Origin of the sequence: Paraburkholderia sp. BL10I2N1 (assembly GCF_004361815.1) — a bacterium.
In the GTDB taxonomy this organism is placed as follows: Bacteria; Pseudomonadota; Gammaproteobacteria; order Burkholderiales; family Burkholderiaceae; genus Paraburkholderia.
Genome location: NZ_SNWA01000001.1, coordinates 211,159 through 237,375, shown reverse-complemented (window position 1 = coordinate 237,375; position 26,217 = coordinate 211,159). Strand labels below are relative to the sequence as shown.

Below are 26,217 nucleotides of genomic sequence, written 5' to 3'. Positions count from 1 at the left end.
AGTGCGGCAGACTACGGGACCGGCAGCGCTCAGAACTTGAAGCGCGGCGGCTGCACCGCGTTGATGAGCGGCTCGACGTAGGTTTCGAATACGTCGGCAATGCGGAACTGCTTTTCGTCGATGCGCGTGATGATCTGCGCCTTCATCACCGGCGCAGTGCCGACAAAGGCGGCCAGACGGCCACCAATCTTCAGCTGTTCGAGGATTTCCTGTGGCAGCACCGGCAGGCCGCCCGACACGCAGATCACGTCATAGGGCGCGGCGGCTTCCCAGCCGCGTGACGCGTCGCCGATGGCGACTTCGGCGTTCAGCACGCCGTTGTTCGCGAGGTTCGTGCGCGCCAGTTCGGCGAGTTCCGGTTCGATATCGACGGTCAGCACCTGCTGGCTGCGGTGCGCGAGGAGCGCTGCCATGTAGCCCGAGCCCGCGCCGATCTCCAGCACGCTTTCATGCTTCTTCACCACCAGTTCCTGCAGCACGCGCGCCTCGATGCGCGGCGCCAGCATGTGCTGGCCGGCGGGCAACGGCACTTCGAAGTCCACGAAAGCCAGATCGCGGTATGCCGCCGGGACGAAGTTTTCACGCTTGACGATCGACAGCAGGTTCAGCACATCCTGGTCCAGCACTTCCCAGGGGCGAATCTGCTGTTCGATCATGTTGAAACGCGCTTGCTCGATATTCATGATGGGTTCGGCGAGTTGTAGGCAACTGGAAGGTGTGGGGAACTGCGGGATTGTACCAAACCGGACGGCGGTTCCGTGTCGAGCAGGACATGGGGCGCGAGCCGGTCCTCCGTGTAAATCCCTACGCAATCGACCTTGAGATTCGCCCTCTGGTAGTCCAAGAATGTAATCGATTACATTTTCCGGAGACGTCTTCTGTGTCCAGACCGCGGCAGGGTGACGCTCGAACGCCTCAGCCGGCTCAATCGCCCCAACCGGTTTCATCGGTTCGATCGTCCGACGACCTGTCGATTGCCGGCGTCGCCGAGCAGGCGGGTGTGTCGGTGGCAACCGTGTCGCGCGTGCTGAACGGCCACTCGAACGTGCGTGCGCAGACGCGGGACAGGGTGCTGGCCGCCGTCGAGACCAGCGGCTATCGCGTGAACGAACTCGCGCGCAATCTGCGCACCGCGGAGAGCCGTCTGCTGCTCACGATGGTGCCGGACTTCGGCAACCCGTTCTATTCGGAAGTCGTGCGCGGTATCGACGTGGTCGCGCGCCAGCACGGCTATTTCATGCTGCTGTGCGACACGGGCGCCGACCCGGGCCGCGAGCGCAGCTACTTCGACATGCTGCGCCGCCACCGGGCCGACGGCGCGATCTGCCTCGACCCCGACACGGTTCAGCACGCGCTGCTGGAAGACTCGGGCGCGCTGCCCTGGGTCGCGTGCTGCGAGTTCGATACTGATATGGGCGTGCCGTATGTGGGCATCGACAATTATTGCGCGGCAGGTGACGCAGTGCGGCATTTGCTTGCGCGCGGGCATCGCAGGATCGGCCTCATCAATTCCGACGACGGTTATCTGTACGCGCGCCAGCGTCAGCAAGGCTATCTCGACGCGCTCGGCGATGCCGGCCTGATGCCACTGCCCGCGTGGCGTCGCAATGTCTATAGCCTCGACTACGAGGCGGGCGCGAAAGCCGCCGCTGAACTGGCAGGGCAGCGAGGCGCAGAGGCGCCGAGCGCCATTTTCGCGGTATCCGACACGCTTGCGATCGGCGCGATCAACGGCCTGCGCAGCATCGGCAAGCGCACGCCGGACGATGTCGCGGTGGTGGGCTTCGACGATATCTCGGTGGCGGCACAGATCGATCCGCCGCTCACCACCGTCGCGCAGCCGATGCGCGAACTTGGCGAGACCGCGGCGCGGCTGTTGCTGAAACGCCTCGCGGACCCGCGGGCAAATGTGCCGGGCGTGCTGTTGCCACACCGGCTTGTCGTGCGCGGGAGCGCATAAGCGCTTCTGCGTGTCACGCAGATATAACGAGAGAGGAGCGCAGTCGCAATGAGTCTGTCGGTCCGCTTCGATGACATCCGGAAAGATTTCGGCCCGGTACGCGTGCTGCACGGCGTGTCGTTCGATCTTGCGCCGGGACGCATCTATGGCCTGCTCGGCGAAAACGGCGCGGGCAAGTCGACGCTGATGAAGATTCTCGCCGGCTACGAAAGCGCGACCGAAGGCACGCTTACCGTCGATGGCGCAACGCGGCACTTCACGAGTTCGCGCGACGCGGAGGCCGCGGGCATCGTGCTGATTCACCAGGAATTCAATCTTGCCGATCATCTGTCGATCGCCGAGAACATGTATCTGGGCCACGAGAAGAAGCGCGGCTGGCTGCTCGACGATGGCGCGATGCGCAAGGAGGCCGCGCGCTATCTCGAACAGGTCGGCCTGACGAAATCGCCGGATACGCAGGTGCGCAGCCTGATCGTCGCGGAAAAGCAGATGGTGGAAATCGCCAAGGCGCTGTCGCGGCGCGCGCGCTTCCTGATCATGGACGAACCGACGGCGACGCTCACGCCCGCGGAAACCGAGCGCCTGTTCGCGCTGATGCGCAAGCTGAAGGCCGACGGCGTGACGATCGTCTACATCTCTCACAAGCTCGATGAAGTCGAGCACATCACCGACGAAGTGATCGTCATGCGCGACGGCCGTTTCGTGGCACGCGGCGAGACGACGAGCCTCGCGCGCCAGCAGATGGCCAACCTGATGGTGGGCCGCGAGCTGTCCGACATGTTCCCCGACAAGGCACCGCCGCCCGCGGATGCACTGGTGGCGATGCGCGTGGAAGGGTTGTCGGTGCCGGGCTGGGTCGAGTCGCTGTCGTTCGAAGTGCGCAGGGGTGAAGTGCTGGGCTTCGCGGGCCTTGTCGGCGCGGGGCGCACGGAAGCGTTCGAGGCGATCCTCGGCCTGCGCAGACGCACGGCGGGCCGCATCGAACTCTCGGGCCGCGTGGCCGATATCCGCAACCCGCGCGATGCGATGCGCCGCGGCCTCACGTATCTGAGCGAGGATCGCAAGAACAAGGCGCTGCATCTGAACCTGAACCTGCAGGACAACCTCACGCTGATGACGCTCGAACGCTATGCGCATCCGCTCCTCGACCTGAAAGCGGAGCGCGAAGCACTCGGGAAAGGCATCGCCCAATTCGGCATCCGCACGGGCGATACGTCGATCCGCGCGCGCATGCTTTCCGGCGGCAACCAGCAGAAGCTGGCGCTTGCGAAGTTCCTGCATCCCGATCCGGCCGTGATCGTGCTCGACGAACCGACGCGCGGCGTCGATGTCGGTGCGAAGCGCGACATCTACTTCCTGATCCATCGGCTCGCCGGAGAGGGGCGCGCGGTGATCGTGATCTCGTCCGAACTGATCGAGCTGATCGGGCTGTGCCACCGCGTTGCGGTGATGCGCACAGGCCGTCTGCAGACCACGCTCACGCTCGACCAGCTAACCGAAGAGGAGTTGATCGCTCATGCAACCGGCACACACTGAACCCACGCAACCGGGCCGTGCGATGCGCCTCGCACGCCGGCTGTACGGGCTCGGTCCGCTACTCGGCCTGATCGTGCTGTGCGTCGCGGGGCAGTTGCTGAATCACGACTTCGCGACCTTCGACAACCTCATGAACGTGCTCACGCGCACGTCGTTCATCGGCATCATCGCGGTGGGCATGACCTTCGTGATCATCTCGGGTGGCATCGACCTGTCGGTGGGATCGATGGCCGCGCTGATCGCGGGCAGCATGATCTACACGATGAACGCGCTGGCGAACGGCATCGGCAGCCATACGTTCGCGCCGCTGTCGATCGTGCTCATCGGCATCGTGCTCGCACTGGTGCTCGGCGGCGTGTTCGGCATCGCGCATGGGCTATTGATCACGAAAGGCCGCATCGAGCCGTTTATCGTGACGCTCGGCACGCTGGGCATTTTCCGCGCCGTGCTGACGTGGCTCGCCGACGGCGGCGCACTCACGCTCGACAACGCGCTGTCCGATCTGTACGGGCCGGTTTACTACGCCAGCGTGTTTGGCGTGCCGATACCGATCTGGGTGTTCCTGATTGTCGCGGCCGGCGGCGCGCTCATTCTCAATCGCACCGCCTTTGGCCGGCACGTGCAGGCGATCGGCTCCAACGAGCAGGTCGCGCGCTATGCGGCGATTCGCGTCGATCGCGTGAAGATCGTCACGTACATGCTGCTCGGTATCTGCGTGGGCGTCGCGACGGTGCTTTACGTGCCGCGCCTTGGGTCTGCTACGCCCACGACCGGGCTCCTGTGGGAGCTGGAAGCGATCGCGTCGGTGGTGGTCGGCGGCACGGCGCTGAAGGGCGGCGAAGGGCGCGTGGTCGGCACGGTGATCGGCGCGGTACTGCTGTCGGTCATCGCGAACATTCTCAATCTCACCAGCATCATCAGTGTGTACCTGAACGCAGCGGTGCAGGGCGTCGTGATCATCATCGTCGCGTTCCTGCAGCGCGGGCGGCGTTGAACCTGCGTCAGGCGATCAGGCAGGCAGTCGTTTTCGAAACCGAAGCAAGCGGTAACCGCTGTGCCCGGCGTCAGCGCCGGAAACCCAAAAACCGGGCGCCATGCGCCCCATGACAGGAGACACAACCATGAAGCAGGTCATTCGGGCGATCAGTGCCGGCGTGCTGGCGTTGGGCATGCTGGGTACAGCGGGTGCGGCGAGAGCCGATGACAAGGTCACGCTGGGCGTGGCCATTCCCACTGCCGATCACGGCTTCACCGGTGGCATCGTCTGGTGGGCAAACAAGGCGAAGGAGGACATGGAGAAAGCGCATCCGGATCTGAAGGTGATCCTGAAGTCATCGGCCAGCGCGCCCGAACAGGCCAACCAGTTGCAGGATCTGGTGACCGTCAACAAGATCAATGCGCTCGTGATCTTCCCGCATGAATCCGCTTCGCTGACACAGCCGGTCGCGCAGGTGCACAAGAAGGGCGTCTACGTGACGGTGGTGGACCGCGGGTTGACCGACACGAGTGCGCAGGACGCCTACGTCGCGGGTGACAACACCGCCTTCGGCAGGCTCGCCGGAGAATATTTCTGCAAGTCGCTGGATGGCAAGGGCGACATCGTCGCGCTGCGCGGTATCCCGACCACGCTCGATAACGAACGCTATACGGCCTTCACGAACGCCCTGAAGGCATGCCCAGGCGTGAAGGTGCTCGACGCGAAGTACGCGAACTGGAACCGCGACGATGCGTTCAAGGTGATGCAGGACTACCTCACACGCTTCAAGCATATCGACGCGGTCTGGTCCGCCGATGACGACATGTCGGTTGGCGTGCTCAAGGCCATCGACCAGGCGAAGCGCACCGACATCAAGGAAGTGCTGGGCGGCGCGGGGTCGAAGGAAATGGTCAAGCGCGTGATGGATGGCGACAAGCTGATCAAGGCCGATGTCACGTATTCGCCCAAGTTCATCTACGACGCAATCAAGCTGACGGGCGAAGCCCGCCTGAAGGGCGAGAAGCTGCCGCCGACGACGATCGTGCCTTCGGTGCTCGTTACGTCGGAGAACGCCAAAGAATATTACTTCCCTGCATCGCCATTCTGATGTGCTTCGTATTGCTGCTGCGCGCGAGGTGCGGGACTGGGACCGCAAGAGCGGCGCTCGCGCACGCCCGGCGGCGTGCACTCCATCCTTTAACCGGGGAGCCGAACGATGAAAACCATCAAGGGGCCAGCGATCTACCTGGCCCAGTTCCTGGGTGACAAGCCGCCTTTCGACACGCTCGGGAACATGGCCACGTGGGCCGCGAGTCTCGGCTACAAGGGCATCCAGGTGCCCGTCGACGGACGTTTGATCGACCTTGAACAGGCCGCATCGAGCCAGACGTATTGCGACGAACTGCTGGGGGTCGTCGCCGACGCGGGTGTCGAGATCACCGAACTGGCGTCGCATCTGCAAGGCCAGCTCGTTGCCGTGCATCCGGCGTATGACCAGTTGTTCGACGGCTTTGCCGCGCCGCATGTGCGCGGCAATCCAGAGGCGCGCACCGCGTGGGCGATCCAGCAGCTGAAGCTGGCGGCGCAGGCTTCGCGGCGTCTCGGGCTCGACACGCACGTGTCGTTTTCGGGCGCGCTCGCGTGGCCGTACGTGTACCCCTGGCCGCAGCGGCCCGTGGGTCTCGTCGAAGCCGCGTTCGATGAACTCGCACGCCGCTGGACGCCGATCCTCGATGCGTTCGACGAAGTGGGCGTCGATGTCGCCTACGAACTGCATCCAGGCGAAGACCTGCACGACGGCGTGACATTCGAGCGCTTTCTGGATCGCGTGAAAGGACACAGGCGCGCGAACATCCTGTTCGATCCGAGCCACTACGTGCTGCAGCAACTCGACTACCTCGGGTTCATCGATATCTATCACGAGCGTATCAAGGTCTTCCATGTGAAGGATGCGGAGTTCCGGCCGACGGGCAAGGCCGGCGTGTACGGCAGCTACAGCGGCTGGACGGAACGCCCGGGCCGCTTCCGTTCGCTGGGCGACGGGCAGATCGACTTTGGCGCGATCTTTTCGAAGATGGCTCAGTACGACTATCCCGGCTGGGCGGTGCTCGAATGGGAGTGCGCGTTGAAGCACCCGGAAGACGGGGCGCGCGAAGGGGCGGAATTCATCCGGCGGCACATCATTCGCGTGGCGGAGAAGGCCTTCGACGATTTCGCGGGCAGTGGCGTCGATACGGCGCAGATCCGGCGGGTGCTGGGTCTGTAGCGCGTCCATCCGCGTCCCTCAGGAGCATTCGATGATACGAAGATTGCGGTTGGGCATGGTCGGCGGCGGGCAGGGCGCGTTTATCGGCGCGGTCCACCGGATCGCCGCGCGTCTCGACGACCAGTATGAACTTGTCGCGGGCGCGCTGTCGTCCGACGCCGGGCGCGCGAAGGCGAGTGCAGCGGAGCTCGGCATCGCGCGCAGCTACGCGGACTGGCGCGAGATGGCGAAGGTCGAAGCGGCACGCGATGACGGCATCGACGTGGTCGCGATCGTCACGCCGAATCACCTGCACGCGCCGGTGGCGACGGCATTTCTCGAAGCGGGGATTCACGTGATCTGCGACAAGCCGCTCGCGATTTCGCTGGCGCAAGCCCAGGCGCTCGCGAAGCTCGCGCGGGAGAAGCAGCGGCTCTTTGCACTGACGCATACGTATTCCGGTTATCCGCTGGTGCGGCACGCGCGCGAACTGGTGGAATCCGGTGAGATCGGCGAAGTGCGGGTCGTGCAGGTCGAGTATGCGCAGGACTGGCTCGCGGAACCGGTCGAGCGGGCGGGCACGAACAAGCAGGCGGGGTGGCGAACCGATCCGGCGCAATCGGGCCCTGCCGGCTGCCTCGGCGATATCGGCACGCATGCGTATCACCTCGCGGCGTTCGTCACGGGTATGACGCCGGAGTCGCTGTCGGCGGAACTGCATACCTTCGTTCCCGGACGCCGTGTCGACGATCACGTGCAGGCGATGCTGCGCTACGCCAACGGCGCGCGCGGCATGCTGTGGGCGAGCCAGGTCGCGAGTGGCGCGGAAAACGCGCTGCGCCTGCGCGTGTATGGCACGAAGGCGGGCCTCGCGTTCGATCAGGAGAACCCGAACGAATTGTGGTTCACGCCGCTTGGCGGGGCGTCTGTGCGTTTCACGCGCGCACGGGTGACAAGCGCGGTCGCCGCGCATGCGACGCGCGTGCCGCCCGGGCATCCGGAAGGCTATCTGGAGGCGTTCGCGCAGTTGTATCGCGATGCCGCGTTGCAGATCGAAGCGCTCGATGCGGGCCGTCCGATTCCGCCGGAAAGCCGTCTGCTGACCACGGTCGACGACGGTGTCGCGGGCATGCGGTTCATCGATGCCGTGCTGAAGAGCAGCGCGAACAATGCCGGGTTTCAGGAGGTGCAGAACGGCTGACCTGTAACGAACGCACGGTAAGATGCGGCACGTCATCTCTCCGCGGGTTCCGGCATGTCTACCCAACCGTCGTCGACCGTTACGGGCGCATCGCGCAAACGCACTGTTCTGCTGGTTGGCGGCACGGGGCTGGTCGGCAGTGCGTGTCTCAAGCTGCTCGCGCGCGACGCACGCGTGGCCGAAGTGCGTTCGCTCGTGCGGCGGGCCTCGGGCGCAGCGATAACGGGGGCGGGGCATGCGAACCGCGTGATCGAACATGTCGTCGATTTCGATCGACTTGACGCGCTGCCCGATGGCAACGAGATCTTTGCCGTCGATGCCGTGATCTGCGCGCTCGGCACGACGATCAGGACGGCGGGTTCCCAGGCGGCCTTCCGCAAGGTCGACCATGAGTATCCATTGAGCGTTGGACTAGAGGCGCGCCGTCGCGGCGCGTCGCGCTATGCGCTCATCAGTGCGATCGGCGCCAGCGCGCACGCAAGAACGTTCTACAGCCGCGTAAAGGGCGAAGTCGAAGACGGGCTGCTGAAGCTCGGCTATCCGGCCGTCACGATCGTGCGCCCGTCGTTCCTGATGGGGGAGCGGCAGGAGAGCCGTCGGTTGGAGAGTATCGCGCGTGGGTTCGGTGTGGTGTTGCCGCTGAAGTGGCGCTCGATCGCCGCCGACGAAGTGGCACGTGCGCTGGTATCGGCCGCGCTCGGCGACGGGCAGGGCGTGACGATCATCGAAAACGACGCACTGCATCGCGCCGCTGGGTTGCTCCGCTGAGTCACACCGCGGACTTGCACAGCCGGCATAGGCCCCTGAATCACATCACCGGCAAAGCGCAACGCTCAGCGGCGGCTTCTTTTGATCTGCTCTTCAAACGCGAGGTCGAGCTTGCTCGCTTTGCGGGGTTTTTGCGGGCCGAATGCGTCGACAAACTTCACGAAGTCGTCGAGCGTGAGCGGATCGGAGACCTTTTTATCGGTGCCGCTCGACTTGTCGACAAGATAGAAGAGCCCACCGGACAGGCTGATCGCTGCGTAAAGCGGATTACCGGTGCGGGTTTTCAGCCGCTCGACGGCGTGGATGGCTCGGGTAGTGCGCATGATGGTGAATGCAGGGTGAAGTCAAACACTCTATCAGTAACGCGGACAGGGTGCGTCAGTCCGGTGCGCTTCACCCACGCTGCCGAGGTGTCCGGCATCGTACGAACCTCCGGTGTCACCACGAGCGTCGGTAGCGGCGGTGCAATGTCGCCGCCTGCCGCCGATCGCCCGGGCGGTCCGTCCAGCAGGCGTCACTGGCTCAGCCAGGTGAACTTGCCGTCCTTGATGATGCCCATCACGCTGGCGCGCTGATCGAGCCCGACGTGATCCTTCGCGCTCGTATTGACGACCCCGTTCGGCACCACCAGCTCATGCGCGTGCTCCAGTTCATCGCGCAGCGCGGCGCGAAACGCCGGCGTACCCGGCTGCGCCGTCTTCAGCGCGCGGGTCACGGCGTCATGCAGGCGAGGGTACACGCCGGCCGCGTCGCCCGCGAATTGCGTGACGGTGTTCGCGCCGTATTGCGCTTCATACGCGTTGACGAACGCGAGCGCCGCCTTTTTCGCCGGATGATCGGCCGGCAGCGTCCGCGCGACGACGACCGGCTGCGTCGGAAACAGCGTCCCCTCGACATCCTTGCCGCCCAGCTTGATGAACTCCGGCGTGGCAATGCCGTGCGTCTGATAGATCGGCCCCTTGAAGCCGCGCTCGACGAGCGTGCGTTGCGGCAGCACGGTCGGCGTGCCGGCGCCGGCGATCAGGATCGCGTCCGGCTTGGCGGCCATCAGCTTGAGGATCTGTCCGGTGACGCTCGCGTCGGTGCGGTTGAAGCGTTCGGTCGCGACCACCTGAATGTGCCGCAGCGCCGCGAACTTCGTGAATTCGTTGAGCCAGCTGTCGCCGTAGCTGTCAGCGAAGCCGATGAAGCCCACTGTCTTCACGTTGTGATTTGCCATATGGCGCGTCATCACGTCGGCCATTGCGCTGTCGGTCTGGGCCATCTTGAACGCCCACACGCGCTTGCCTTCCTGCGGTTCGACGACGCTCGCCGAGCCGATCAGCGTAATCATCGGCGTCTGGCTTTCGGCGACGGGATCGAGCGCGGCCAGCGCGGCCGGCGTAATGTTCGGCCCGACGATCACGTCAACGTGGTCCTCGTTGATGAGCTTGCGGATGTTGCGCACGGCGGCGCCCGGATCGGAGCCGTCGTCGAGAATGATGTACTGGGCGTTCTGGCCGGCAATCGTCTTCGGCCACATCAGCATCGCGTTCTTGCTGGTAATGCCGATCGCGGCGGCGGGGCCGGTGCTCGACAGATCGATGCCAACCTTCAGATCGGCATGCGCGACCGTGCTGACCAGCAGTGCCGCAGCGGCGGCTACCTGGCGCAGGTTCTTTTTGTACGACGTAAAGCTCATCGGTTGGGTCTCCGTGGCGGAAAGGGAAACAGCGATTTTTATCGGCGGTGGGATCAACGGTGCTTCAAGGGTCGCTTCAAGGCTTGTTTTAAGGACAGGCTTACAGCTCATAGGTCTCATGCTCGCCCTTGAGCGCCTGCTCGATCAGCCGGCGGTTCATGCTCGGCGACAGCAGTTCGACCAGCGTGTACACATAGCTGCGCAGGTACGCGCCCTGTTTCAGCGCGACGCGCGTCACATTGCTGCCAAACAGATGGCCGACCGGCATCGCCCGCAGGTGACGGTCGCGCTCGGCGTTGAACGCGATATCCGCCATGATGCCGACCCCGAGTCCCAGTTCGACGTAGGTCTTGATCACGTCGGCGTCGATCGCTTCGAGCACGATATCGGGATGCAGGCCGCGCAGGCGGAACGCCTCGTTGATCTTGGTGCGGCCGGCGAACGCGTTGTCGTACGTAATCAGCGGGTATTGCGTCAGATCGTCGAGCGACAGCTGCTTGCGGTCCAGCAGCGGGTGATCCGGCTGCATCACGGCCACGTGATGCCACTGGAAGCATGGCAGCGACACCAGCTCCTTATAGTTTGAGATCGCCTCGGTGGCGATCGCGAGGTCCGCCTGGTCGTGGATGACCATTTCCGCGACCTGCGTCGGGCTGCCTTGCAGGATCGAAAGGTGAACTTTGGGAAAGCGCTTCTTGAATTCGGCGATCGCGGCCGGAAGGGAGTAGCGCGCCTGCGTGTGGGTGGCGGCGATGACCAGATTGCCCTGATCCTGGGCCGCGTAATCTTTACCGACCCGCTTCAGGCTCTCGACTTCCTGCAGGATCCGCTCAACCGACTGAAGAATGATCCGCCCCGGCTCGGTCAGCGAGCGGACGCGTTTGCCGTGCCGCGTGAAGATTTCCACGCCGAGTTCGTCCTCCAGCTCGATGATCGCCTTCGAGACGCCTGGCTGGCTTGTATACAGTGCCTTGGCGGCTTCCGTGAGGTTGAAGTTCTGCCGGACCGCCTCGCGCACGAAGCGAAACTGGTGCAGGTTCATTTATAACCCCTCAGCATATGAAAACAATTTTTAAGTCGTTTGAAATATAAGGCGAGTTTATTACGATTTGTCCAACTTTTTCAATATGGATATCTGTATTTGTCATAAGCAAATGAGAGATCGGTCTAAACGCCCGGTCTTTTGCGCTGACAAACGCGGATAGCCTGGCGCGGCATAACCGGGTCGCCGGCCGCCGGATCACCGGCCGCCGGAACGCTGCGAGTAACGCAAAAACTGGGGTCCCCGAATGTACCAATACGATCAGTACGACCAGACCATCGTCGATGAACGTGTCGCGCAGTACGCCGACCAGGTTCGCCGCCGGCTGTCGGACGAATTGAGCGAAGAGGAGTTTCGTCCGTTGCGCCTGCAGAACGGCCTGTACCTGCAGCGCCACGCGTACATGCACCGCATCGCGATTCCGTACGGCAACCTGCGCAGCGACCAGATGCGCATGCTGGCGCGCATCGCGCACGAACACGACCGCGGCTACGGCCATTTCTCGACGCGCTCCAACATCCAGTACAACTGGATCAAGCTCGAAGAAACGCCTGAGATTCTCGCGAAGCTCGCGTCCGTCCAGATGCACGGCATCCAGACGTCGGGCAACTGCATCCGCAACATCACGGCCGACCAGTTCGCCGGTGTGGCACCCGATGAAGTCGTCGATCCGCGCCCGTGGGCCGAAATCCTGCGTCAATGGTCGACGTTCCATCCGGAATTCGCGTGGCTGCCGCGCAAGTTCAAGATCGCCGTGTCGGGTTCGACAGAAGACCGTGCCGCCGCGCAGGTGCACGATCTCGCCGTCTATCTGAAGAAGAACGCGCAGGGCGAACTGGTTGCCAGCATCCTCGCGGGCGGGGGCCTGGGCCGTACGCCGATCGTCGGCTCGATCATTCGTGAAGACCTGCCGTGGCAGCATCTGCTGACCTACTGCGAAGCCGTGCTGCGTGTGTATAACCGCTACGGCCGTCGCGACAACATGTACAAGGCCCGCATCAAGATTCTCGTGAAGGCGTTGAGCCCGGAGAAGTTCGCAAAGCAGGTCGAGGAAGAGTGGCAGCATCTGAAGGATGGCCCTTCGACGCTGACGCAGGCTGAAGTTGACCGCGTGTCGCAATACTTCGCGCCCCCGCAGTACGACAAGCTGCCGGACACCGACGCGACGTTCGAAAACCATCTGCTTGAAAACCGTGGGTTCGCGCGCTGGGTCGAGCGTAACGTGCGGCCGCACAAGGTGTCCGGCTACGCATCGGTTACGCTCTCGCTCAAGTCGCGCACCGTGGCGCCCGGCGACGCCACCGATACGCAGATGGAAGCGGTCGCCGACTGGGCCGACAGGTATTCGCTCGGCGAGATCCGCGTGTCGCACGAACAGAACCTGATTCTCGCGAACGTGAAGAAGCGCGATCTGTACGCGCTGTGGGAAGAGGCGAAGGCGCAGGGCTTCGCGACGCCGAACATCGGTCTTCTGACCGACATCATCGCGTGCCCGGGCGGCGATTTCTGCTCGCTCGCGAATGCGAAGTCGATTCCGATTGCGCTGGCGATTCAGGAACGCTTCAACGATCTCGACTACGTGTATGACCTCGGCGACGTGTCGCTGAACATCTCGGGCTGTATCAACGCGTGCGGCCACCATCACGTCGGCAACATCGGTGTGCTTGGCGTCGATAAGGACGGCTCCGAGTGGTATCAGGTGACGCTTGGCGGCGAGCAGGGCACGGGCGTGAACGGCGCGGCGCTTGGCCGTGTGATCGGCCCGTCGTTCTCGGCGGAAGAGATGCCGGACGTGGTGTCGAAGGTGATCGATACGTTCGTGGAAAACCGCATCGATGGCGAACGCTTCATCGATACGTACCAGCGCATCGGCATCGCACCGTTCAAGGAGCGCGTGTACGCATCGCGTCAACCGGCTCACGCGTAACCCGGGATTTGCCGGGATTCAAGGCTCAAAGGATTCAGCAGATGGCTTCGATTATCAAAAACCGCGCGATCGTGAATGATGACTGGACTGTCGTGCGCGCGGCGGAAGACGGCACGTTGCCCGCAGTGGCCGCGCTGCCGGCGGGCAAGGTGCTGGTGCCGCTCGCGTTGTGGCAGGCGGAACGCGAAGCGTTGATCGCCTCGCGCAGCGTCGCGGAACTCGGCGTATGGCTTGCGCCGGACAGCGAACCGGCGGACATCGCCGGCGACTTCGACAAGCTCGCGCTGATCGGCGTCGACTTCCCGGTGTTCCGCGATGGCCGTGGCTACAGCATCGGCCGCCTCCTGCGTGAGCGCTATGGCTACAAGGGCGAGCTTCGCGCGATCGGCGACGTGTTGCGCGACCAGGTCAGGCTGATGTACCGCTGCGGTTTCGACGCGTACGCCGTGCGCGAAGACAAGGACATTCACGATGCACTGAAGGCGTTCGACGACTTCACGGTGCAGTATCAGGGCGCCGTCGACGACCCCACGCCGCTGTTCCGCCGTCGTGAAGCTGCCGCACAAAAGGCTTCAGCATGAGCGAAAAGATCACGCCGGAACTCGCTGCGAAAATCGCGCAGCTGGACGCGCTGCTCGACTCGATCGCCGCGCGTCACGCGAACGTGAAGCTGGCGAGCAGCCTGGCTGCCGAAGACATGCTGCTCACGCACGCGATCCTGTCGCGCAAGGTCGGCATCGGGATCTTCTCGCTGAACACGGGCCGTCTGCATGCGGAGACGCTCGGCATGATCGAGCGCGTGCGCGAACGCTACGGCTACGAGATCGAGCAGTTTCATCCGCAGGCCGCGGCCGTGGACGAATACGTCGCTTCGCATGGTCTGAACGCGTTCTATGAAAGCATCGATCTGCGCAAGCGTTGCTGCGAAATCCGCAAGGTCGAGCCGCTTAACCGCGCCTTGTCCGACGTCAGCGCATGGGTGACCGGGCAGCGGCGCGAGCAGTCGGTGACACGTGCCGAGCTGCACGAGGAAGAACACGACGGCGCGCGCAACATCGCGAAGTTCAATCCGCTCGCGGACTGGACCGAAACCGAGGTATGGGCGTATCTTGAGGCGTTCGACGTACCGGTGAATCCGCTGCACGCACGCGGCTATCCGAGCATCGGCTGCGAGCCCTGCACGCGCGCGGTCCGTCCCGGCGAGGACAGCCGGGCAGGGCGCTGGTGGTGGGAGTCGCGCGATACGAAGGAATGCGGGCTGCACATCACGACGATCCCGATCGCGCTCAGCACGGAAAATTCCGCGGCGTGACGGTACGCTTGCCTTGCCGTCAGCTGCAACAGCCCATCGATTGAATGAATACCCCGCGTCGCGAGTCGCCGCCTGCGACACGAAAAAAGGAAGGACACACCATGAGCACGACGCTCGATCCCGCACTGAACGCTCCGCTCGCCAACACGGCGAACCGGATGGATCACCTCGACTGGCTGGAAGCCGAGTCGATTCACATCCTGCGCGAACTGGTTGCCGAATGCAGCCGTCCCGCGCTGCTGTTTTCGGGTGGCAAGGATTCGGTCGTCGTGCTGCATCTCGCGCTCAAGGCGTTCGGCCTCGGCGCGAACCGCAGGACGGTGCTGCCGTTCCCGCTCGTGCACATCGACACGGGCCACAACTATGACGAAGTGATCGATTTCCGCGACCGGCGCGCGAAAGAGATCGGTGCGGAACTGGTGGTCGGGCACGTCGAGGATTCGATCAAACGCGGCACGGTGCGTCTGCGTCGCGAGACGGATTCGCGCAACGCGGCGCAGGCCGTCACGCTGCTCGAAACGATCGAGCAATACGGTTACACCGCGATGATCGGCGGGGCGCGCCGCGACGAGGAAAAGGCGCGGGCGAAAGAGCGCATCTTCTCGTTTCGCGACGAGTTCGGCCAGTGGGATCCGAAGGCGCAGCGCCCGGAGCTGTGGAGTCTCTACAACGCGCGCCTGCACAACGGCGAGCATCTGCGCGTGTTCCCGATCTCGAACTGGACGGAGCTGGACGTGTGGCAATACATCGCCCGCGAGCAGCTCGAACTGCCGTCGATCTACTATGCGCATCATCGCGAGATCGTGCGCCGCAACGGCCTGCTCGTGCCGGTGACGCCGCTCACGCCGATGCGCGAAGGCGAGACCAGCGAAACGGCGCTGGTGCGCTTTCGCACGGTGGGCGACATCAGCTGCACGTGCCCGGTGGAAAGCGACGCCGACGATCTCGAGAAGATCATCGCCGAGACGGCCGTGACCGAAATCACGGAGCGCGGCGCGACGCGCATGGACGACCAGACGTCGGAAGCCGCGATGGAAACACGCAAGAAGCAAGGTTATTTCTAAGGCACACGAGGGCAATGCAATCATGAGTATTCGTCAACCAGAAGACCTCGGCGTGCTGCGTTTCATCACCGCGGGCAGCGTCGACGACGGCAAGAGCACGCTGATCGGCCGCCTGCTGTACGACAGCAAGGCGGTGCTGTCCGACCAGCTGTCGGCGCTGTCGCGCGCAAAGAACAAGCGCACCGTCGGCGACGAAATCGACCTGTCGCTGCTGACGGACGGCCTCGAGGCCGAGCGCGAGCAGGGCATCACGATCGACGTCGCGTACCGCTACTTTGCGACGGCGAAGCGCAAGTTCATCATCGCCGACACGCCAGGCCACGAGCAGTACACGCGCAACATGGTGACGGGCGCCTCGACCGCGCATGCGGCGATCATTCTGGTTGACGCGACCCGTGTCACGTTCGCGAACGGCGTGGCGCAACTGCTGCCGCAGACGAAGCGCCACAGCGCGATCGTCAAGCTGCTTGGCCTGCAGCATGCGATCGTCGCGATCAACAAGATGGATCTGGTCGACTACAGCGAAACGCGCTTCAACGAGATCCGCGATGCGTATGTGGAACTCGCGCGCCAGCTGGGCTTGACGGATGTGCGCTTTGTGCCGGTGTCGGCGCTGAAGGGCGACAACATCGTGACCGCCAGCGAGCGCATGCCGTGGTATGCCGGCGAGCCGCTGCTCGACCTGCTCGAAGCGTTGCCGGTCGAGATTCCGGCCGGTCAGGCGCTGCGTTTCCCGGTGCAATGGGTGGCGCGCCAGGACGGCAGCCAGGCCGACGATTTCCGCGGCTATATGGGCCGTGTCGAAGCCGGTGAGGTGAAGCTGGGCGACACGATCGTCGTGCTGCCGGCCAGCCGCGAGGCCACGGTGGCGGAAATCATTGCGCCGGTGCCGGGCGGCACGGCGCAGGTCGACCGCGCGTTTGCGGGCCAGACGGTGACGATCCGCCTGGCGGAAGACGTCGACGTCTCGCGCGGCGACACGTTCGTGCGGCGTGAGCAGGCGCCGGAACCGGCGAAGAAGCTCGAAGCCGACCTGTGCTGGTTCGACGACACACCGCTGTCGACGCAGCGCAAGTACCTGCTCAAGCAGGCCACGAATACCGTGTTCGCGCGTATCGGCGCGATCAAACAGGTGCTGGACGTGCATACGCTGTCGCACGCCACCGATCGTCACGATCTGACGATGAACGACATCGGCCGCGTGTCGCTGACGTTGCAAAAGCCGATCGTCGCCGACGCATACGACTCGCATCCGGGTACGGGCGCGTTCGTGCTGATCGACGAGGCCACGCACCACACCGTTGCGGCCGGCATGATCCGGGCGTTTTCGGCGTAAGTGACATGCGCGTACGCATGTCGCACGGACTGGACGAACGAGGTTGAAGCAGATGGGTAAGGTGTATCTGATCGGAGCAGGGCCGGGTGCGGCGGACCTTATCACCGTGCGTGGCGCGCGCCTGCTTGGCACTGCGGATGTGGTGCTGCACGACGCGCTCGTCGAGCCGGCGATGCTGGATTACGCGCCCCATGCGCGCAAGATCGCGGTGGGTAAGCGCTGTGGCCAGCTTTCGACCGCGCAGCAGTTTATCAACAAGCAGATTGTCGATGCGGCGCTGGAACATGACGTCGTTGTGCGGTTGAAGGGCGGCGACCCGATGCTCTTTGGCCGTGCCGACGAGGAAATGCGGGCGCTTGAAGCCGCGGGCATCGAGTATGAGGTCGTGCCGGGCATTACTGCTGCGCTGGCTGGTGCGGCGGCTTTGAAGCGGTCGTTGACGCTGCGGGGCGTGTCGCGCAGTGTTGCGCTGGCCACGCATAGCCGGGCGCCTGATACGGAGGCTATCCGTGAGCAGGTGAATGCTGATTCGCTCGTGTTTTACATGGGGCGCGATAGCGCGCCTGAGATCGCGCAGCAGTTGATCGACGCCGGGCGCGCGGGGGCGACTCCCGTCGCCATCGTTGAGGCTTGCAGTACGGCTCGTGAACGGACGCTTACGTTGACGCTCGATGAGCTTGCAGCTGGCGATGCGCAGGTTTGGCTTGATCCGGGGCAGCCGAGTCTTTTGATGATTGGCGAGGCATTTGCCGAGCGCAGGGCTCGGGGTGTTGGAAGTGGGTTGCTGGTCGCTGCCTAGTTTTTTGCCTTTCCTTGACCCCAAACCGCAGGCGCGCATTGCGCGTCTTTCTGCCGGTTGACGATCCGATAGACGTCCCGTCCACCACGGGGACCGCCCAGTCAGGGAAATGAGGTCGATCGATTCAAGCAGGCGCGCGGATAACCCTTCCATCAACCGCCTCGCCCACAAAAACGCGGACAGGCTCCCAGCCGCAGCAGACACCGGCACAAAAACCGTTTAGCGAGAACAGCCAACCCTAACGCTGAACCTGCCGAAGGCAATACCCAACAACAGCATCGAGCACACCCTCATCTTCACCAACGGCAGTAGCACAACGAATCACAACACCTGGATTTGCCGCACGGCATTGTTCAACGACATTGGGCAAATCCCGCCGCACATGCCCACCCTGGCCAAAAAATACGGGAACGACAGTCACCTCATCGCACCCGCCTGCGACCTGCGCAGCAATCGCGCCGGGCAGATCCGGCGTCATTAGTTCCAGAAAGGCGAGCGACACAGGTCCGGCTTCGCCGCGCAAAGCCTGCAACTTTGCAGCAAGCCTTGCAAATGGCTCGGCCCATCGCGGATCCCGCGCCCCATGCCCGAACAGAACGATACCGTGCATACCCATCATGCAATCCCCAGGCAGACCGCGACAGCGACACCAACACCAACACCAACACGACACCCTAGTGCCGGTCCACCCACTTCAACCCGATCAACCCGAGAACAAGATACATCAGCCCCGGCGTAGCCGCAGTTAGCGGCGCCGGCCAGGTATTCAGCGTCCCAATGTGCGAGAAGAGCGTGTTCACGAGCTGGAAGCTCATGCCGAGCATGATCCCGCCGAACACCTTCACACCCACCACGCCGGCCCGCGTATGCAGGTAAGCGAACGGCAACGACAGCACCAGCATGACGAACACGGCGAACGGATACAACAGCTTGCGCCACAACGCGATCTGGTAACGCTGCGTGTCCTGATGATTCTCCGTCAAATGCTGGATGTAGCGGAACAGATTGAACATCGACATCCGGTCCGGCGAAACCAGCAGCACCGAAAGAATCTGCGGCGTCAGTTCGGAGCGCAGCGAATATTCGGGCAGCGACACCTGCTTCGCCCGATAAACCGGGTTGAGCGCATCGGTGGGCTTGGCGCCCGGCGGTGCGACGTCGATCAGCTGCGTGTCCGTCACGTCCGTCAATAACCAGTGGCCTGGCGGCGTGTATCTCCCGCTCTTCGCAATGCGCACGTTGGCCAGGCGGAACAGCGAGTCGAATTCATAGATCCGCACGTTGCTGATCGTCGCGTCGGGCTGCAGTTCTCCGACGTTGACGAAGCGCGTCACCTGCTCGCCGTCTGCACGCGCGGTCAGCGTGTCTTTCACCCATACACCGGATTCGAAATTCGTCGATACCGCCGAGCCGAGCGCTTCGAGCCGCACACGTTCCGACAACTGGTCCGTGTAGGGACCGACTACCTCGCCGATCAGATAGGTCAGGAACACGAGCGGGATCCCGATCTTGAGCAGCGAGCGCAGTGCCTGGTTCGTCGCGAGACCCGACACGCGGAAGATGGTGTACTCGGAGTTCGCGGCCATCTGCGCGAACACGTAGATCGCGCTGATCAACGCGGCAACCGGAATGATTTCGTAGAAGCGCGAGGGCGTCTGCAACGCGACGCGCAGCACTGCGTAGCCGAACTTGTAATTGCCGTGACCAACCGTGCCCAGTTCGTTGATCAGGTCGAAAAAGAAGAACAGCCCGGAAAACGCGAACAGGATGAAGACGAACGTGAGGTAGATCTGCCGCGCGAAGTACTTTTCATAGATCCGCATCGGTCAGGCTCCCTGCGACGAGCGGTGGAACATCGCCCGCGTAAAGAGCGGGCGATTGCGCACGCGCAGCCAGAACATGACCGCGACGATCACCGCCACGACAATGTGCAGCGACACGAGGCCGACGACGAACGGCATCTTGCCCTGTTCAATCCACGACTGCACGACGTTCAACAGGTTCGAATACGTCAGATAGATCAACACGGCCATCACGAGGTTGATGGTGCGGCTGCGGCGCGGATTCTGGTGCGCAAGCGGAATGGCCAGCAGCATCAGGTTGATCGCGATCAGCGGCAACCCGGCGCGCCACGCCAGTTCAGCGAGGTTTTCGTTCGTCGGATTGCGCAGCAGGTCGAGTGTCGGTGTGCCCGTCGTGGTCGGAGCACTCACCACCGGCTGGCTCTGGATCTTCACGCCATATCGCTCGAATTCCATGATGCGGAAATCGGGGTGACCAGGCTCGCCGTCATAGCGGCGGCCGTTTTCGAGCACGACGAAGCGGTCGCCGTTCTTGTGCGTCTCCGTATGGCCGTTCTTGGACACCACCACGTTGACCTTGCCGTTTTCCGTGCTCGTCACGAACACGTTCTCGACGCGGCCCTGATCGGACGTCATCTTCTCGATGAAGAACACGCGGTGGCTGGCCGGCGATTCGCGGAACTGCCCGGGCGCGAGCATCGAGACCTCGTCGCGCTGCTGGAAACGTGCACGGATCAGCCTGTTCTGCTGGTTCGACCACGGCCAGCCAACGAACACGAAGAACATGATGAGGACGATGATCGGCGTCGAAAACACGCCAATGGGCTTGATGAGGCGCGTGAGGCTCACGCCGGACGCGTGCCATACCACCATTTCGGAGTCTTTGTACCAGCGTGTGAGGACGAACAGGATCGACACGAACAGCGTCGCGACAAGCATGATCGCCAGATAGCCGATCACAGTGAGGCCGATCAGAACCAGCACGTCGCGCGGATCGACCTCGCCCGACGCGGCGAAACCGACGATGCGGATCATCATCGTCGTCAGCACGAGCGTCAGCAGAACCATGAACACGGCACCAGCCGTATACGCGAGTTCGCGCTGGAGGGAGCGTTCGAAGATCATTGTTGATGAAGAGAGGGCGTGCCGACGGAAGCGCCTGTTGCGCCTTCCTTGCAGCCGCCGCGGGAAAAATAGCGGATAATTGCGGCTTTCATCCTAAGCCCAGATTTTATCCGAGGACGAGCGCGATGGACTTTAGCATAAAAGCCTGTGATTGGAACAAAGGCACGTCAAACGGGTTCCTTACCGGGAAGTCCGATTGCATTGTAATCGGCGTGTTCGAGTCGCAGACGCTGTCGGGTGCCGCGCTGGAAATCGACGCCGCCGCCAAGGGCCTCCTGACCCGTATCATCAAGGCCGGCGACATGGACGGCAAGAGCGGCACCACGCTGTTCCTGCACGAAGTGTCGGGCATCGGCGCCTCGCGCGTGCTGCTCGTCGGTCTCGGCAAACAGGATGTCTTTACGCAGAAAGCCTACGGCGAAGCCGCGCGCGCCGCATGGCGGGCGCTCCTCGGCACCAAGGTCGTGCAGGTCACGTTCACGCTGGCGCAACTGCCGGTGCAGGAACGCACGGCCGACTGGAACGTGCGCGCCGCGATCCTCGCACTGCGTGAACTCACGTACAAATTCACCCAGTTGAAGAGCAAGCCCGACACCAGCGTGCGGGCGCTCAAGCGCATCGTATTCAGTGTCGATAGCGCCGACGAAAAGGCCGCCAAAGTTGCCGCGAAGCAGGGCGCCGCGCTCGCCAACGGCATGGACCTGACCCGCGACCTCGGCAATCTTCCGGCCAACGTCTGCACGCCGACCTACCTCGCGAACACCGCGAAGAAGCTCGCGAAAGACTGGAAGCTGAAACTTGAAGTGCTCGGCGAGAAGCAGGCCGAAGCGCTGAAAATGGGCTCGTTCCTGTCGGTCACGCGGGGTTCCGTCGAGCCACCGCAGTTCATCGTGCTGCAGTACCAGGGTGGCGCCGCGAAGGCTGCGCCGGTGGTGCTGGTCGGCAAGGGGGTGACGTTCGACACCGGCGGCATTTCGCTGAAACCGGGCGAAGGCATGGACGAGATGAAGTACGACATGTGCGGCGCGGGCTCGGTGCTGGGTACGCTGCGCGCGGTGGCGGAAATGGGCCTGAAGATCAATGTCGTCGGCATCATTCCGGCCGTCGAGAACATGCCGGCCGGCAACGCGACCAAGCCGGGCGACATCGTCACCAGCATGAAGGGCCTGACGATCGAAGTGCTCAATACCGACGCGGAAGGCCGTCTGATCCTGTGTGACGCGCTCACCTACGCGGAGCGCTTCAAACCGGCCGCCGTGATCGACATCGCGACGCTGACGGGCGCGTGCATCATCGCGCTCGGTCATCACAACAGCGGCCTGTTCGCGAAGGACGACGCGCTTGCCGGCGAACTGCTCGACGCATCGAAGGAAGCGGCCGATCCGGCCTGGCGCCTGCCGCTCGACGACGAGTATCAGGATCAGCTGAAGTCGAATTTCGCAGATCTCGCGAACATTGGTGGCCGTCCGGCGGGCAGCGTGACGGCGGCGTGCTTCCTGTCGCGTTTCGCTGAAAGCTATCCGTGGGCCCACCTCGACATCGCCGGTACGGCATGGAAGAGCGGAGCGGCGAAGGGTGCGACGGGCCGTCCGGTGCCGCTGCTCGCGCAGTTCCTGATCGACCGCGCGGCGCAATGACGCGTTGCAGCGTAGCGAGGCGGAGCCGGGCATGACGCGGATCGACTTTCATTCGAACGTGGGCGATTCGCTGCTGTACGCCTGCCGCCTGATACGCAAGGCGTATCAGGCGCAACAGCCGACCGTCGTGCTGGCGGACCCCGCCCGGCTACGCGCGTTCGACGAGCAGTTGTGGACGTTTTCGCCGCTCGACTTCGTGCCGCACTGCATGATGGACAGCCCGCTCGCCGCGCAGACGCCTATCGTACTGGCAACGAATCTGGATAACGCGCCGCACCATCAGGTACTGCTCAATCTTGGCGCCGAGGTGCCGGCGCAGTTCGCGCGCTTCGAACGGCTTCTGGAAATCGTCGGCGATACGCCCGACGAACTCGCCGCAGGTCGCGAGCGCTATCGCTTTTACCGCGATCGCGGCTATCCTTTGAACAACTACAAGCAGGGCGGTTGATGTCTGCCGGGTGCGTGCGGTTACCCGCGGTTACCTTTCGCGTGGTCTGCTGCGTGAACCTGACTCAGCTGCCTGTCTTGACCCCTATCGGTTCGCCCGATTCATCGACGGAGTGTTTTCGTGTCCCCTTCTCACGATAGCCACGATAGTCACGGTCCCCGTGGTAGCGACGATACTTCGATTCCGGTACTGAGTGACGTTCTCGTGGCGGGCAGTCCCGTGCGTGCGCGCCATCCGTCCGCCGAGGCTGCAGCACCGGCCGCAGCGCCGGTCGAGGACGTACTCGAGGCACCGGCGCCGCCTGGCGCGCCCACTCCGGCACCGACAGACGTGCCGCCACCTGTCGTCGTGGCCACGACCGAAGAGCCCGTGGTTGCGCCGGAAGATGTGCCTCATGTCGCCGCCCATGCCTCGCCGCAGGTTGCACCGGAAGTGGCGCGAGAGGTGCCGTCAGCGGTCGCCCCCCAGTTTCCGCCAGAACACCGGCAGACGGTAGCGCCTGCGTTCGTGCCGCAACCCGCACCCGTCGACGACGCAACTGAAGTCGCGACAACGCCGTTCGCCGAGCCCTACGCGCCCGAACTGGCGCGCGGGAACGGCGCTCACGAGATCGATGCCGATCTGCTGGCCGAGCGTCTGCGCGGCCGTCTTGCGAGTTATCTGGGCGGCGAAGGGCGTGAACTGATCGAAGAGCGGTGTCAAGCCGCGATGCGGGTCCACGCGACCTGGCTCGTCGGTCAGATCGCGCGCGAAGTGGCATCGGCGCTCGAAGTGCAAATCGCCGGATGGGTGAAGGACGCGGTAAAGGAAGAAGCGGCGCGGCGTTCGGACGTCTGACTCGCCTCCTCGTCGGCCATGCATGTAGTGCATGCCAGCCCGCGGGCTGTCCGATGCCTGGCTGGCGAACACCGCCCGCGATTTACCGCAACGACAGGATCCAGTTCGCAAGCGCCACGGCCTGATCGGGCGTGAGCTGCGTGTTGGCGGGCATGGGCACCGGGCCCCAGATACCCGAGCTGCCTTCGACGATCTTGCGCGACAGGTACGACGTCGCCGCATCGCCGCGCGGCGCGTACTTTGCCGCGATGTCATGCAATGTCGGCCCCATGAGTGGCCGGTTCACCGAGTGACAGCTCATGCAGTTCTGCGCCGTGGCGAGCGCGAGCCCGTCGACCGCGGGTTTCTGTGCAGACGCCGTTCCACCGGCTACCAGCGTGCCGATGAGCGCCAATGCCGCATACGACTTTCGATTCATTCTGGTCTCCGCCGGTGCGTGTGCCCGACCTGTGGTGCAGGCATTATAAAAGCAAAGGGGCAGACGACCCGTCGTGTGCCCCTGTCCTGGCCCCTTCGTTCGAGCCGGCCTGTCAAACACAGCCGGTCGACGCTACGCCAGTTTCATCAGTGTCTCCGAGAAACCTCGGCCTTCAGGCCGGGGAGGTAAGGAGACGGTTTTGACGTTGCTCCCGTGCTCCAATTAGCCCGAGCTTTGACTTCTCAAATAGCCGGAATCCGCATCAGTGCAGGGTTTCGGCTATTTTCTGGGACTATCATGTAGCCATGTAAGTTAGTATTTTTATATTGACTTTCGGTGATTATTTGCTTTAATCAGTGTTCATGTATATCGAACACGTCCCCAACCGCAACTCACCGCCCGCCATCCTGTTGCGCGAGTCCTTCCGCGACGGCAACAAGGTGAAGAAGCGCACCCTGGCCAACCTCTCATCGCTGCCCGCCGAGGTCATCGAAGGACTGAAGGTGCTGCTGCGCGGTGGCGTCGCAGTGCCCTCGGCTGAAGAGGCCTTCGTGATCGAGCGCAGCCTGCCGCACGGACATGTGGCCGCGGTGCTGGGCGCGGCGCGTGCCTGCGGCGCCGAGCAGTGGTTTGCGGCTGCACCGGCCGCGCTGCGCGCGATGCTCATGGCGCTGCTGGTGGCGCGGGTGGTGTCTCCCGCTTCGAAGCTGGCCACCCATCGCATGTTGCGCGACGAGACCGCGACCCACTCGCTGTCGCGGCTGCTGAAGCTGGGCGAGGTTGACCTCGGACAGGTCTATACCGCGCTCGACTGGCTGGGCGAGGCCCAGGAAGACATCGAGAAGCGGCTGGCGCGCAAGCATCTGGCCGGCAGCATGCTGGTGCTCTATGACCTCACGTCCACGTGGGTGACCGGAGACTGCTGCGAGCTTGCCGCGCGCGGCTACAGCCGCGATGGCAAGCGCGACGATCCGCAGATCGTGTTCGGGCTGGTTTGCACTCCTGAAGGCTGTCCGGTGGCCGTCGAGGTGTTTGCCGGCAACACCGCCGATCCGGCTACCGTGGCCTCGCAGGTGGAGAAACTGCGGGACCGCTATGGCATCGGCAAGATCGCCTGGGTGGGCGACCGGGGCATGCTCACGCAGGCGCGCATCGACACGGTATTGCGCCCGGCGGGGCTGGACTGGGTGAGCAGCCTGCGCGCGCCGCAGGTGAGCGCGCTTGCCCAGGAGAAGGGGCCTTTCCAGCCCTCGCTGTTTGACGAGCGCAACCTGCTGGAGCTGACCAGTGAGGCGTTCCCCGGTGAGCGGCTCATCGTGTGCCGCAATCCGCTGCTGGCCGAGCAGCGGACCCGCAAACGCGAGGACTTGCTGCAGGCCACTGAAGCCGAGCTGACGAAGATCGCCGAGGCGACCACGCGTGCCCGCAACCGCCTCAAGGGCGCCGATGCCATTGCCCTGCGCGTGGGCCGCGTCATCGACCACTACAAGATGGCCAAGCACTTCGAGCTGAGCTTCACCGACGAGGGCTTCACCTGGACGCGCAAGGCCGGTCAGATCCGGCAGGAAGCGGCGCTCGACGGCCTGTATGTGGTGCGCACCAGCGTGCCCGAACAGGACCTGCCGGCCGAAGCGGCTGTCTCGGCGTACAAGGGCCTGGCGGTCGTGGAGCGTGCCTTCCGGTCGCTCAAGACAGTCGATCTGAACGTGCGCCCCATATTCCACTGGAACGCCGAGCGTGTACGGGCGCACGTCTTCCTGTGCATGCTCGCCTACTACGTCGAATGGCACATGCGCGAGACCTTGAAGCCGATGCTGTTTGACGATGAATACATCGAGCTCGCACGCGCAACCCGGCCCTCGCCCGTGGCCAAGGCACGACGTTCGGACCAGGCAAAAGCAAAGGATGCCACGCGGCTTGGCGAGGACGGCTTGCCCGTCCATAGCTTCCGCACGCTGCTCGATGATCTGGCCACGCTCGCCTACAACGTCTGCCACACATCTCTGAACCCGGACGCAAAGATCGTGATGATCACGCGGCCCACACCCGTTCAGGAAAAGGCCTTCCGCCTGCTGAACATCAGCCCTGTCTGTACCCAGTAAC

25 protein-coding genes are annotated in these 26,217 nt (G+C 63.7%); 17 read left to right on the top strand and 8 right to left on the bottom strand.

The window, feature by feature from the left end:
• Nucleotides 1-29: 29 nt before the first annotated feature.
• The gene (locus B0G77_RS01095; RefSeq protein WP_133660484.1) at nt 30-683 is read right to left on the bottom strand and encodes a protein-L-isoaspartate O-methyltransferase; all 654 of its coding nucleotides are present in this window, start codon (nt 681-683) and stop codon (nt 30-32) included.
• A 284-nt stretch (nt 684-967) separates the two neighbouring features.
• On the opposite strand from B0G77_RS01095, the gene B0G77_RS01090 reads away from it, so the two are divergent.
• The 7 genes from B0G77_RS01090 (at nt 968) to B0G77_RS01060 (ending at nt 8,686) form a co-directional block, all read left to right on the top strand.
• On the top strand, nt 968-1,960 hold the full coding sequence (locus tag B0G77_RS01090) for a LacI family DNA-binding transcriptional regulator (protein ID WP_243751086.1): 993 nt from the start codon (nt 968-970) through the stop codon (nt 1,958-1,960).
• A 48-nt stretch (nt 1,961-2,008) separates the two neighbouring features.
• Entirely contained in the window at nt 2,009-3,496 is a 1,488-nt protein-coding gene (locus B0G77_RS01085) for a sugar ABC transporter ATP-binding protein (protein ID WP_133660483.1), read from the top strand.
• Nucleotides 3,477-4,490 carry an ABC transporter permease gene (locus tag B0G77_RS01080; RefSeq protein WP_133660482.1) on the top strand — a complete coding sequence of 338 codons (1,014 nt, stop codon included), beginning with the start codon at nt 3,477-3,479 and terminating at the stop codon, nt 4,488-4,490. Before B0G77_RS01085 ends, B0G77_RS01080 begins: the two co-directional genes overlap by 20 nt.
• 127 nt (nt 4,491-4,617) lie before the next feature.
• The gene (locus tag B0G77_RS01075) at nt 4,618-5,580 is read left to right on the top strand and encodes a substrate-binding domain-containing protein (RefSeq protein WP_133660481.1); all 963 of its coding nucleotides are present in this window, start codon (nt 4,618-4,620) and stop codon (nt 5,578-5,580) included.
• A gap of 108 nt (nt 5,581-5,688) precedes the next feature.
• On the top strand, nt 5,689-6,738 hold the full coding sequence (locus B0G77_RS01070; RefSeq protein ID WP_133660480.1) for a sugar phosphate isomerase/epimerase: 1,050 nt from the start codon (nt 5,689-5,691) through the stop codon (nt 6,736-6,738).
• A 31-nt stretch (nt 6,739-6,769) separates the two neighbouring features.
• Nucleotides 6,770-7,918, top strand: coding sequence for a Gfo/Idh/MocA family oxidoreductase (locus B0G77_RS01065; RefSeq protein WP_243750883.1), 1,149 nt, complete (start codon nt 6,770-6,772; stop codon nt 7,916-7,918).
• A 54-nt stretch (nt 7,919-7,972) separates the two neighbouring features.
• Nucleotides 7,973-8,686: an NAD(P)H-binding protein gene (locus B0G77_RS01060; protein ID WP_133660479.1), complete on the top strand. Its 714-nt coding sequence runs from the start codon at nt 7,973-7,975 to the stop codon at nt 8,684-8,686.
• Between the two features lie 65 nt (nt 8,687-8,751).
• Here the strand turns inward: B0G77_RS01060 and B0G77_RS01055 are convergent, their stop codons facing one another.
• The 3 genes from B0G77_RS01055 to B0G77_RS01045 all read right to left on the bottom strand — a co-directional run bounded on the left by B0G77_RS01055 (nt 8,752) and on the right by B0G77_RS01045 (nt 11,409).
• The gene (locus B0G77_RS01055; protein ID WP_133660478.1) at nt 8,752-9,009 is read right to left on the bottom strand and encodes a hypothetical protein; all 258 of its coding nucleotides are present in this window, start codon (nt 9,007-9,009) and stop codon (nt 8,752-8,754) included.
• 191 nt (nt 9,010-9,200) lie between these two features.
• Entirely contained in the window at nt 9,201-10,367 is a 1,167-nt protein-coding gene (locus B0G77_RS01050) for an ABC transporter substrate-binding protein (RefSeq protein ID WP_133660477.1), read from the bottom strand.
• A 100-nt stretch (nt 10,368-10,467) separates the two neighbouring features.
• Nucleotides 10,468-11,409 (bottom strand): CysB family HTH-type transcriptional regulator, encoded by a 942-nt coding sequence (locus B0G77_RS01045; protein WP_133660476.1) that lies wholly within the window; start codon nt 11,407-11,409, stop codon nt 10,468-10,470.
• Nucleotides 11,410-11,656: 247 nt separating this feature from the next.
• Here B0G77_RS01045 and B0G77_RS01040 point away from each other — a divergent pair, with 247 nt between their 5' ends.
• The 6 genes from B0G77_RS01040 (at nt 11,657) to cobA (ending at nt 17,847) form a co-directional block, all read left to right on the top strand.
• Nucleotides 11,657-13,336 carry a nitrite/sulfite reductase gene (locus B0G77_RS01040; RefSeq protein WP_133660475.1) on the top strand — a complete coding sequence of 560 codons (1,680 nt, stop codon included), beginning with the start codon at nt 11,657-11,659 and terminating at the stop codon, nt 13,334-13,336.
• A gap of 41 nt (nt 13,337-13,377) precedes the next feature.
• Nucleotides 13,378-13,917: a DUF934 domain-containing protein gene (locus tag B0G77_RS01035; RefSeq protein ID WP_133660474.1), complete on the top strand. Its 540-nt coding sequence runs from the start codon at nt 13,378-13,380 to the stop codon at nt 13,915-13,917.
• Entirely contained in the window at nt 13,914-14,648 is a 735-nt protein-coding gene (locus B0G77_RS01030; protein WP_133660473.1) for a phosphoadenylyl-sulfate reductase, read from the top strand. The genes B0G77_RS01035 and B0G77_RS01030 overlap by 4 nt, the downstream gene beginning before the upstream one ends.
• A 101-nt stretch (nt 14,649-14,749) precedes the next feature.
• The gene (cysD, locus tag B0G77_RS01025; protein WP_133660472.1) at nt 14,750-15,712 is read left to right on the top strand and encodes a sulfate adenylyltransferase subunit CysD; all 963 of its coding nucleotides are present in this window, start codon (nt 14,750-14,752) and stop codon (nt 15,710-15,712) included.
• 22 nt (nt 15,713-15,734) lie between these two features.
• Nucleotides 15,735-17,048, top strand: a complete 1,314-nt coding sequence (locus B0G77_RS01020; RefSeq protein ID WP_133660471.1) for a GTP-binding protein — start codon at nt 15,735-15,737, stop codon at nt 17,046-17,048.
• A 52-nt stretch (nt 17,049-17,100) separates the two neighbouring features.
• Nucleotides 17,101-17,847, top strand: coding sequence for a uroporphyrinogen-III C-methyltransferase (gene cobA, locus B0G77_RS01015; RefSeq protein ID WP_133660470.1), 747 nt, complete (start codon nt 17,101-17,103; stop codon nt 17,845-17,847).
• 238 nt (nt 17,848-18,085) lie between these two features.
• Here the strand turns inward: cobA and B0G77_RS01010 are convergent, their stop codons facing one another.
• The 3 genes from B0G77_RS01010 to lptF are packed head-to-tail and all read right to left on the bottom strand — an operon-like array spanning nt 18,086 to nt 20,774.
• Entirely contained in the window at nt 18,086-18,463 is a 378-nt protein-coding gene (locus B0G77_RS01010; RefSeq protein ID WP_133663979.1) for a CbiX/SirB N-terminal domain-containing protein, read from the bottom strand.
• A gap of 58 nt (nt 18,464-18,521) precedes the next feature.
• Entirely contained in the window at nt 18,522-19,670 is a 1,149-nt protein-coding gene (gene lptG, locus B0G77_RS01005; protein WP_133660469.1) for an LPS export ABC transporter permease LptG, read from the bottom strand.
• A 3-nt stretch (nt 19,671-19,673) separates the two neighbouring features.
• Nucleotides 19,674-20,774, bottom strand: coding sequence for an LPS export ABC transporter permease LptF (gene lptF / locus B0G77_RS01000; protein ID WP_133660468.1), 1,101 nt, complete (start codon nt 20,772-20,774; stop codon nt 19,674-19,676).
• Nucleotides 20,775-20,899: 125 nt separating this feature from the next.
• On the opposite strand from lptF, the gene B0G77_RS00995 reads away from it, so the two are divergent.
• From B0G77_RS00995 to B0G77_RS00985, 3 genes are all read left to right on the top strand, one after another.
• Nucleotides 20,900-22,411, top strand: coding sequence for a leucyl aminopeptidase (locus tag B0G77_RS00995; protein WP_133660467.1), 1,512 nt, complete (start codon nt 20,900-20,902; stop codon nt 22,409-22,411).
• Between the two features lie 31 nt (nt 22,412-22,442).
• The gene (locus B0G77_RS00990; RefSeq protein ID WP_133660466.1) at nt 22,443-22,859 is read left to right on the top strand and encodes a DNA polymerase III subunit chi; all 417 of its coding nucleotides are present in this window, start codon (nt 22,443-22,445) and stop codon (nt 22,857-22,859) included.
• 120 nt (nt 22,860-22,979) lie between these two features.
• Nucleotides 22,980-23,696 carry a DUF2486 family protein gene (locus B0G77_RS00985; protein ID WP_166656096.1) on the top strand — a complete coding sequence of 239 codons (717 nt, stop codon included), beginning with the start codon at nt 22,980-22,982 and terminating at the stop codon, nt 23,694-23,696.
• A gap of 82 nt (nt 23,697-23,778) precedes the next feature.
• Here the strand turns inward: B0G77_RS00985 and B0G77_RS00980 are convergent, their stop codons facing one another.
• Complete coding sequence (locus tag B0G77_RS00980) at nt 23,779-24,114, bottom strand: c-type cytochrome (RefSeq protein WP_133660464.1); 336 nt, start codon at nt 24,112-24,114, stop codon at nt 23,779-23,781.
• Nucleotides 24,115-24,476: 362 nt separating this feature from the next.
• Here B0G77_RS00980 and B0G77_RS00975 point away from each other — a divergent pair, with 362 nt between their 5' ends.
• Entirely contained in the window at nt 24,477-26,216 is a 1,740-nt protein-coding gene (locus B0G77_RS00975; RefSeq protein WP_133660463.1) for an IS1634 family transposase, read from the top strand.
• Nucleotide 26,217: the final 1 nt, after the last annotated feature.

What these genes read in the sequence shown, in the direction of transcription:
- B0G77_RS01095 (WP_133660484.1), bottom strand. Translation starts at nt 683, where the DNA reads ATGAATATCGAGCAAGCGCGTTTCAACATGATCGAACAGCAGATTCGC.
- B0G77_RS01085 (WP_133660483.1), top strand. Translation starts at nt 2,009, where the DNA reads ATGAGTCTGTCGGTCCGCTTCGATGACATCCGGAAAGATTTCGGCCCG.
- B0G77_RS01080 (WP_133660482.1), top strand. Translation starts at nt 3,477, where the DNA reads ATGCAACCGGCACACACTGAACCCACGCAACCGGGCCGTGCGATGCGC.
- B0G77_RS01075 (WP_133660481.1), top strand. Translation starts at nt 4,618, where the DNA reads ATGAAGCAGGTCATTCGGGCGATCAGTGCCGGCGTGCTGGCGTTGGGC.
- B0G77_RS01070 (WP_133660480.1), top strand. Translation starts at nt 5,689, where the DNA reads ATGAAAACCATCAAGGGGCCAGCGATCTACCTGGCCCAGTTCCTGGGT.
- B0G77_RS01065 (WP_243750883.1), top strand. Translation starts at nt 6,770, where the DNA reads ATGATACGAAGATTGCGGTTGGGCATGGTCGGCGGCGGGCAGGGCGCG.
- B0G77_RS01060 (WP_133660479.1), top strand. Translation starts at nt 7,973, where the DNA reads ATGTCTACCCAACCGTCGTCGACCGTTACGGGCGCATCGCGCAAACGC.
- B0G77_RS01055 (WP_133660478.1), bottom strand. Translation starts at nt 9,009, where the DNA reads ATGCGCACTACCCGAGCCATCCACGCCGTCGAGCGGCTGAAAACCCGC.
- B0G77_RS01050 (WP_133660477.1), bottom strand. Translation starts at nt 10,367, where the DNA reads ATGAGCTTTACGTCGTACAAAAAGAACCTGCGCCAGGTAGCCGCCGCT.
- B0G77_RS01045 (WP_133660476.1), bottom strand. Translation starts at nt 11,409, where the DNA reads ATGAACCTGCACCAGTTTCGCTTCGTGCGCGAGGCGGTCCGGCAGAAC.
- B0G77_RS01040 (WP_133660475.1), top strand. Translation starts at nt 11,657, where the DNA reads ATGTACCAATACGATCAGTACGACCAGACCATCGTCGATGAACGTGTC.
- B0G77_RS01035 (WP_133660474.1), top strand. Translation starts at nt 13,378, where the DNA reads ATGGCTTCGATTATCAAAAACCGCGCGATCGTGAATGATGACTGGACT.
- B0G77_RS01030 (WP_133660473.1), top strand. Translation starts at nt 13,914, where the DNA reads ATGAGCGAAAAGATCACGCCGGAACTCGCTGCGAAAATCGCGCAGCTG.
- cysD (WP_133660472.1), top strand. Translation starts at nt 14,750, where the DNA reads ATGAGCACGACGCTCGATCCCGCACTGAACGCTCCGCTCGCCAACACG.
- B0G77_RS01020 (WP_133660471.1), top strand. Translation starts at nt 15,735, where the DNA reads ATGAGTATTCGTCAACCAGAAGACCTCGGCGTGCTGCGTTTCATCACC.
- cobA (WP_133660470.1), top strand. Translation starts at nt 17,101, where the DNA reads ATGGGTAAGGTGTATCTGATCGGAGCAGGGCCGGGTGCGGCGGACCTT.
- B0G77_RS01010 (WP_133663979.1), bottom strand. Translation starts at nt 18,463, where the DNA reads ATGGGTATGCACGGTATCGTTCTGTTCGGGCATGGGGCGCGGGATCCG.
- lptG (WP_133660469.1), bottom strand. Translation starts at nt 19,670, where the DNA reads ATGCGGATCTATGAAAAGTACTTCGCGCGGCAGATCTACCTCACGTTC.
- lptF (WP_133660468.1), bottom strand. Translation starts at nt 20,774, where the DNA reads ATGATCTTCGAACGCTCCCTCCAGCGCGAACTCGCGTATACGGCTGGT.
- B0G77_RS00995 (WP_133660467.1), top strand. Translation starts at nt 20,900, where the DNA reads ATGGACTTTAGCATAAAAGCCTGTGATTGGAACAAAGGCACGTCAAAC.
- B0G77_RS00990 (WP_133660466.1), top strand. Translation starts at nt 22,443, where the DNA reads ATGACGCGGATCGACTTTCATTCGAACGTGGGCGATTCGCTGCTGTAC.
- B0G77_RS00980 (WP_133660464.1), bottom strand. Translation starts at nt 24,114, where the DNA reads ATGAATCGAAAGTCGTATGCGGCATTGGCGCTCATCGGCACGCTGGTA.
- B0G77_RS00975 (WP_133660463.1), top strand. Translation starts at nt 24,477, where the DNA reads ATGTATATCGAACACGTCCCCAACCGCAACTCACCGCCCGCCATCCTG.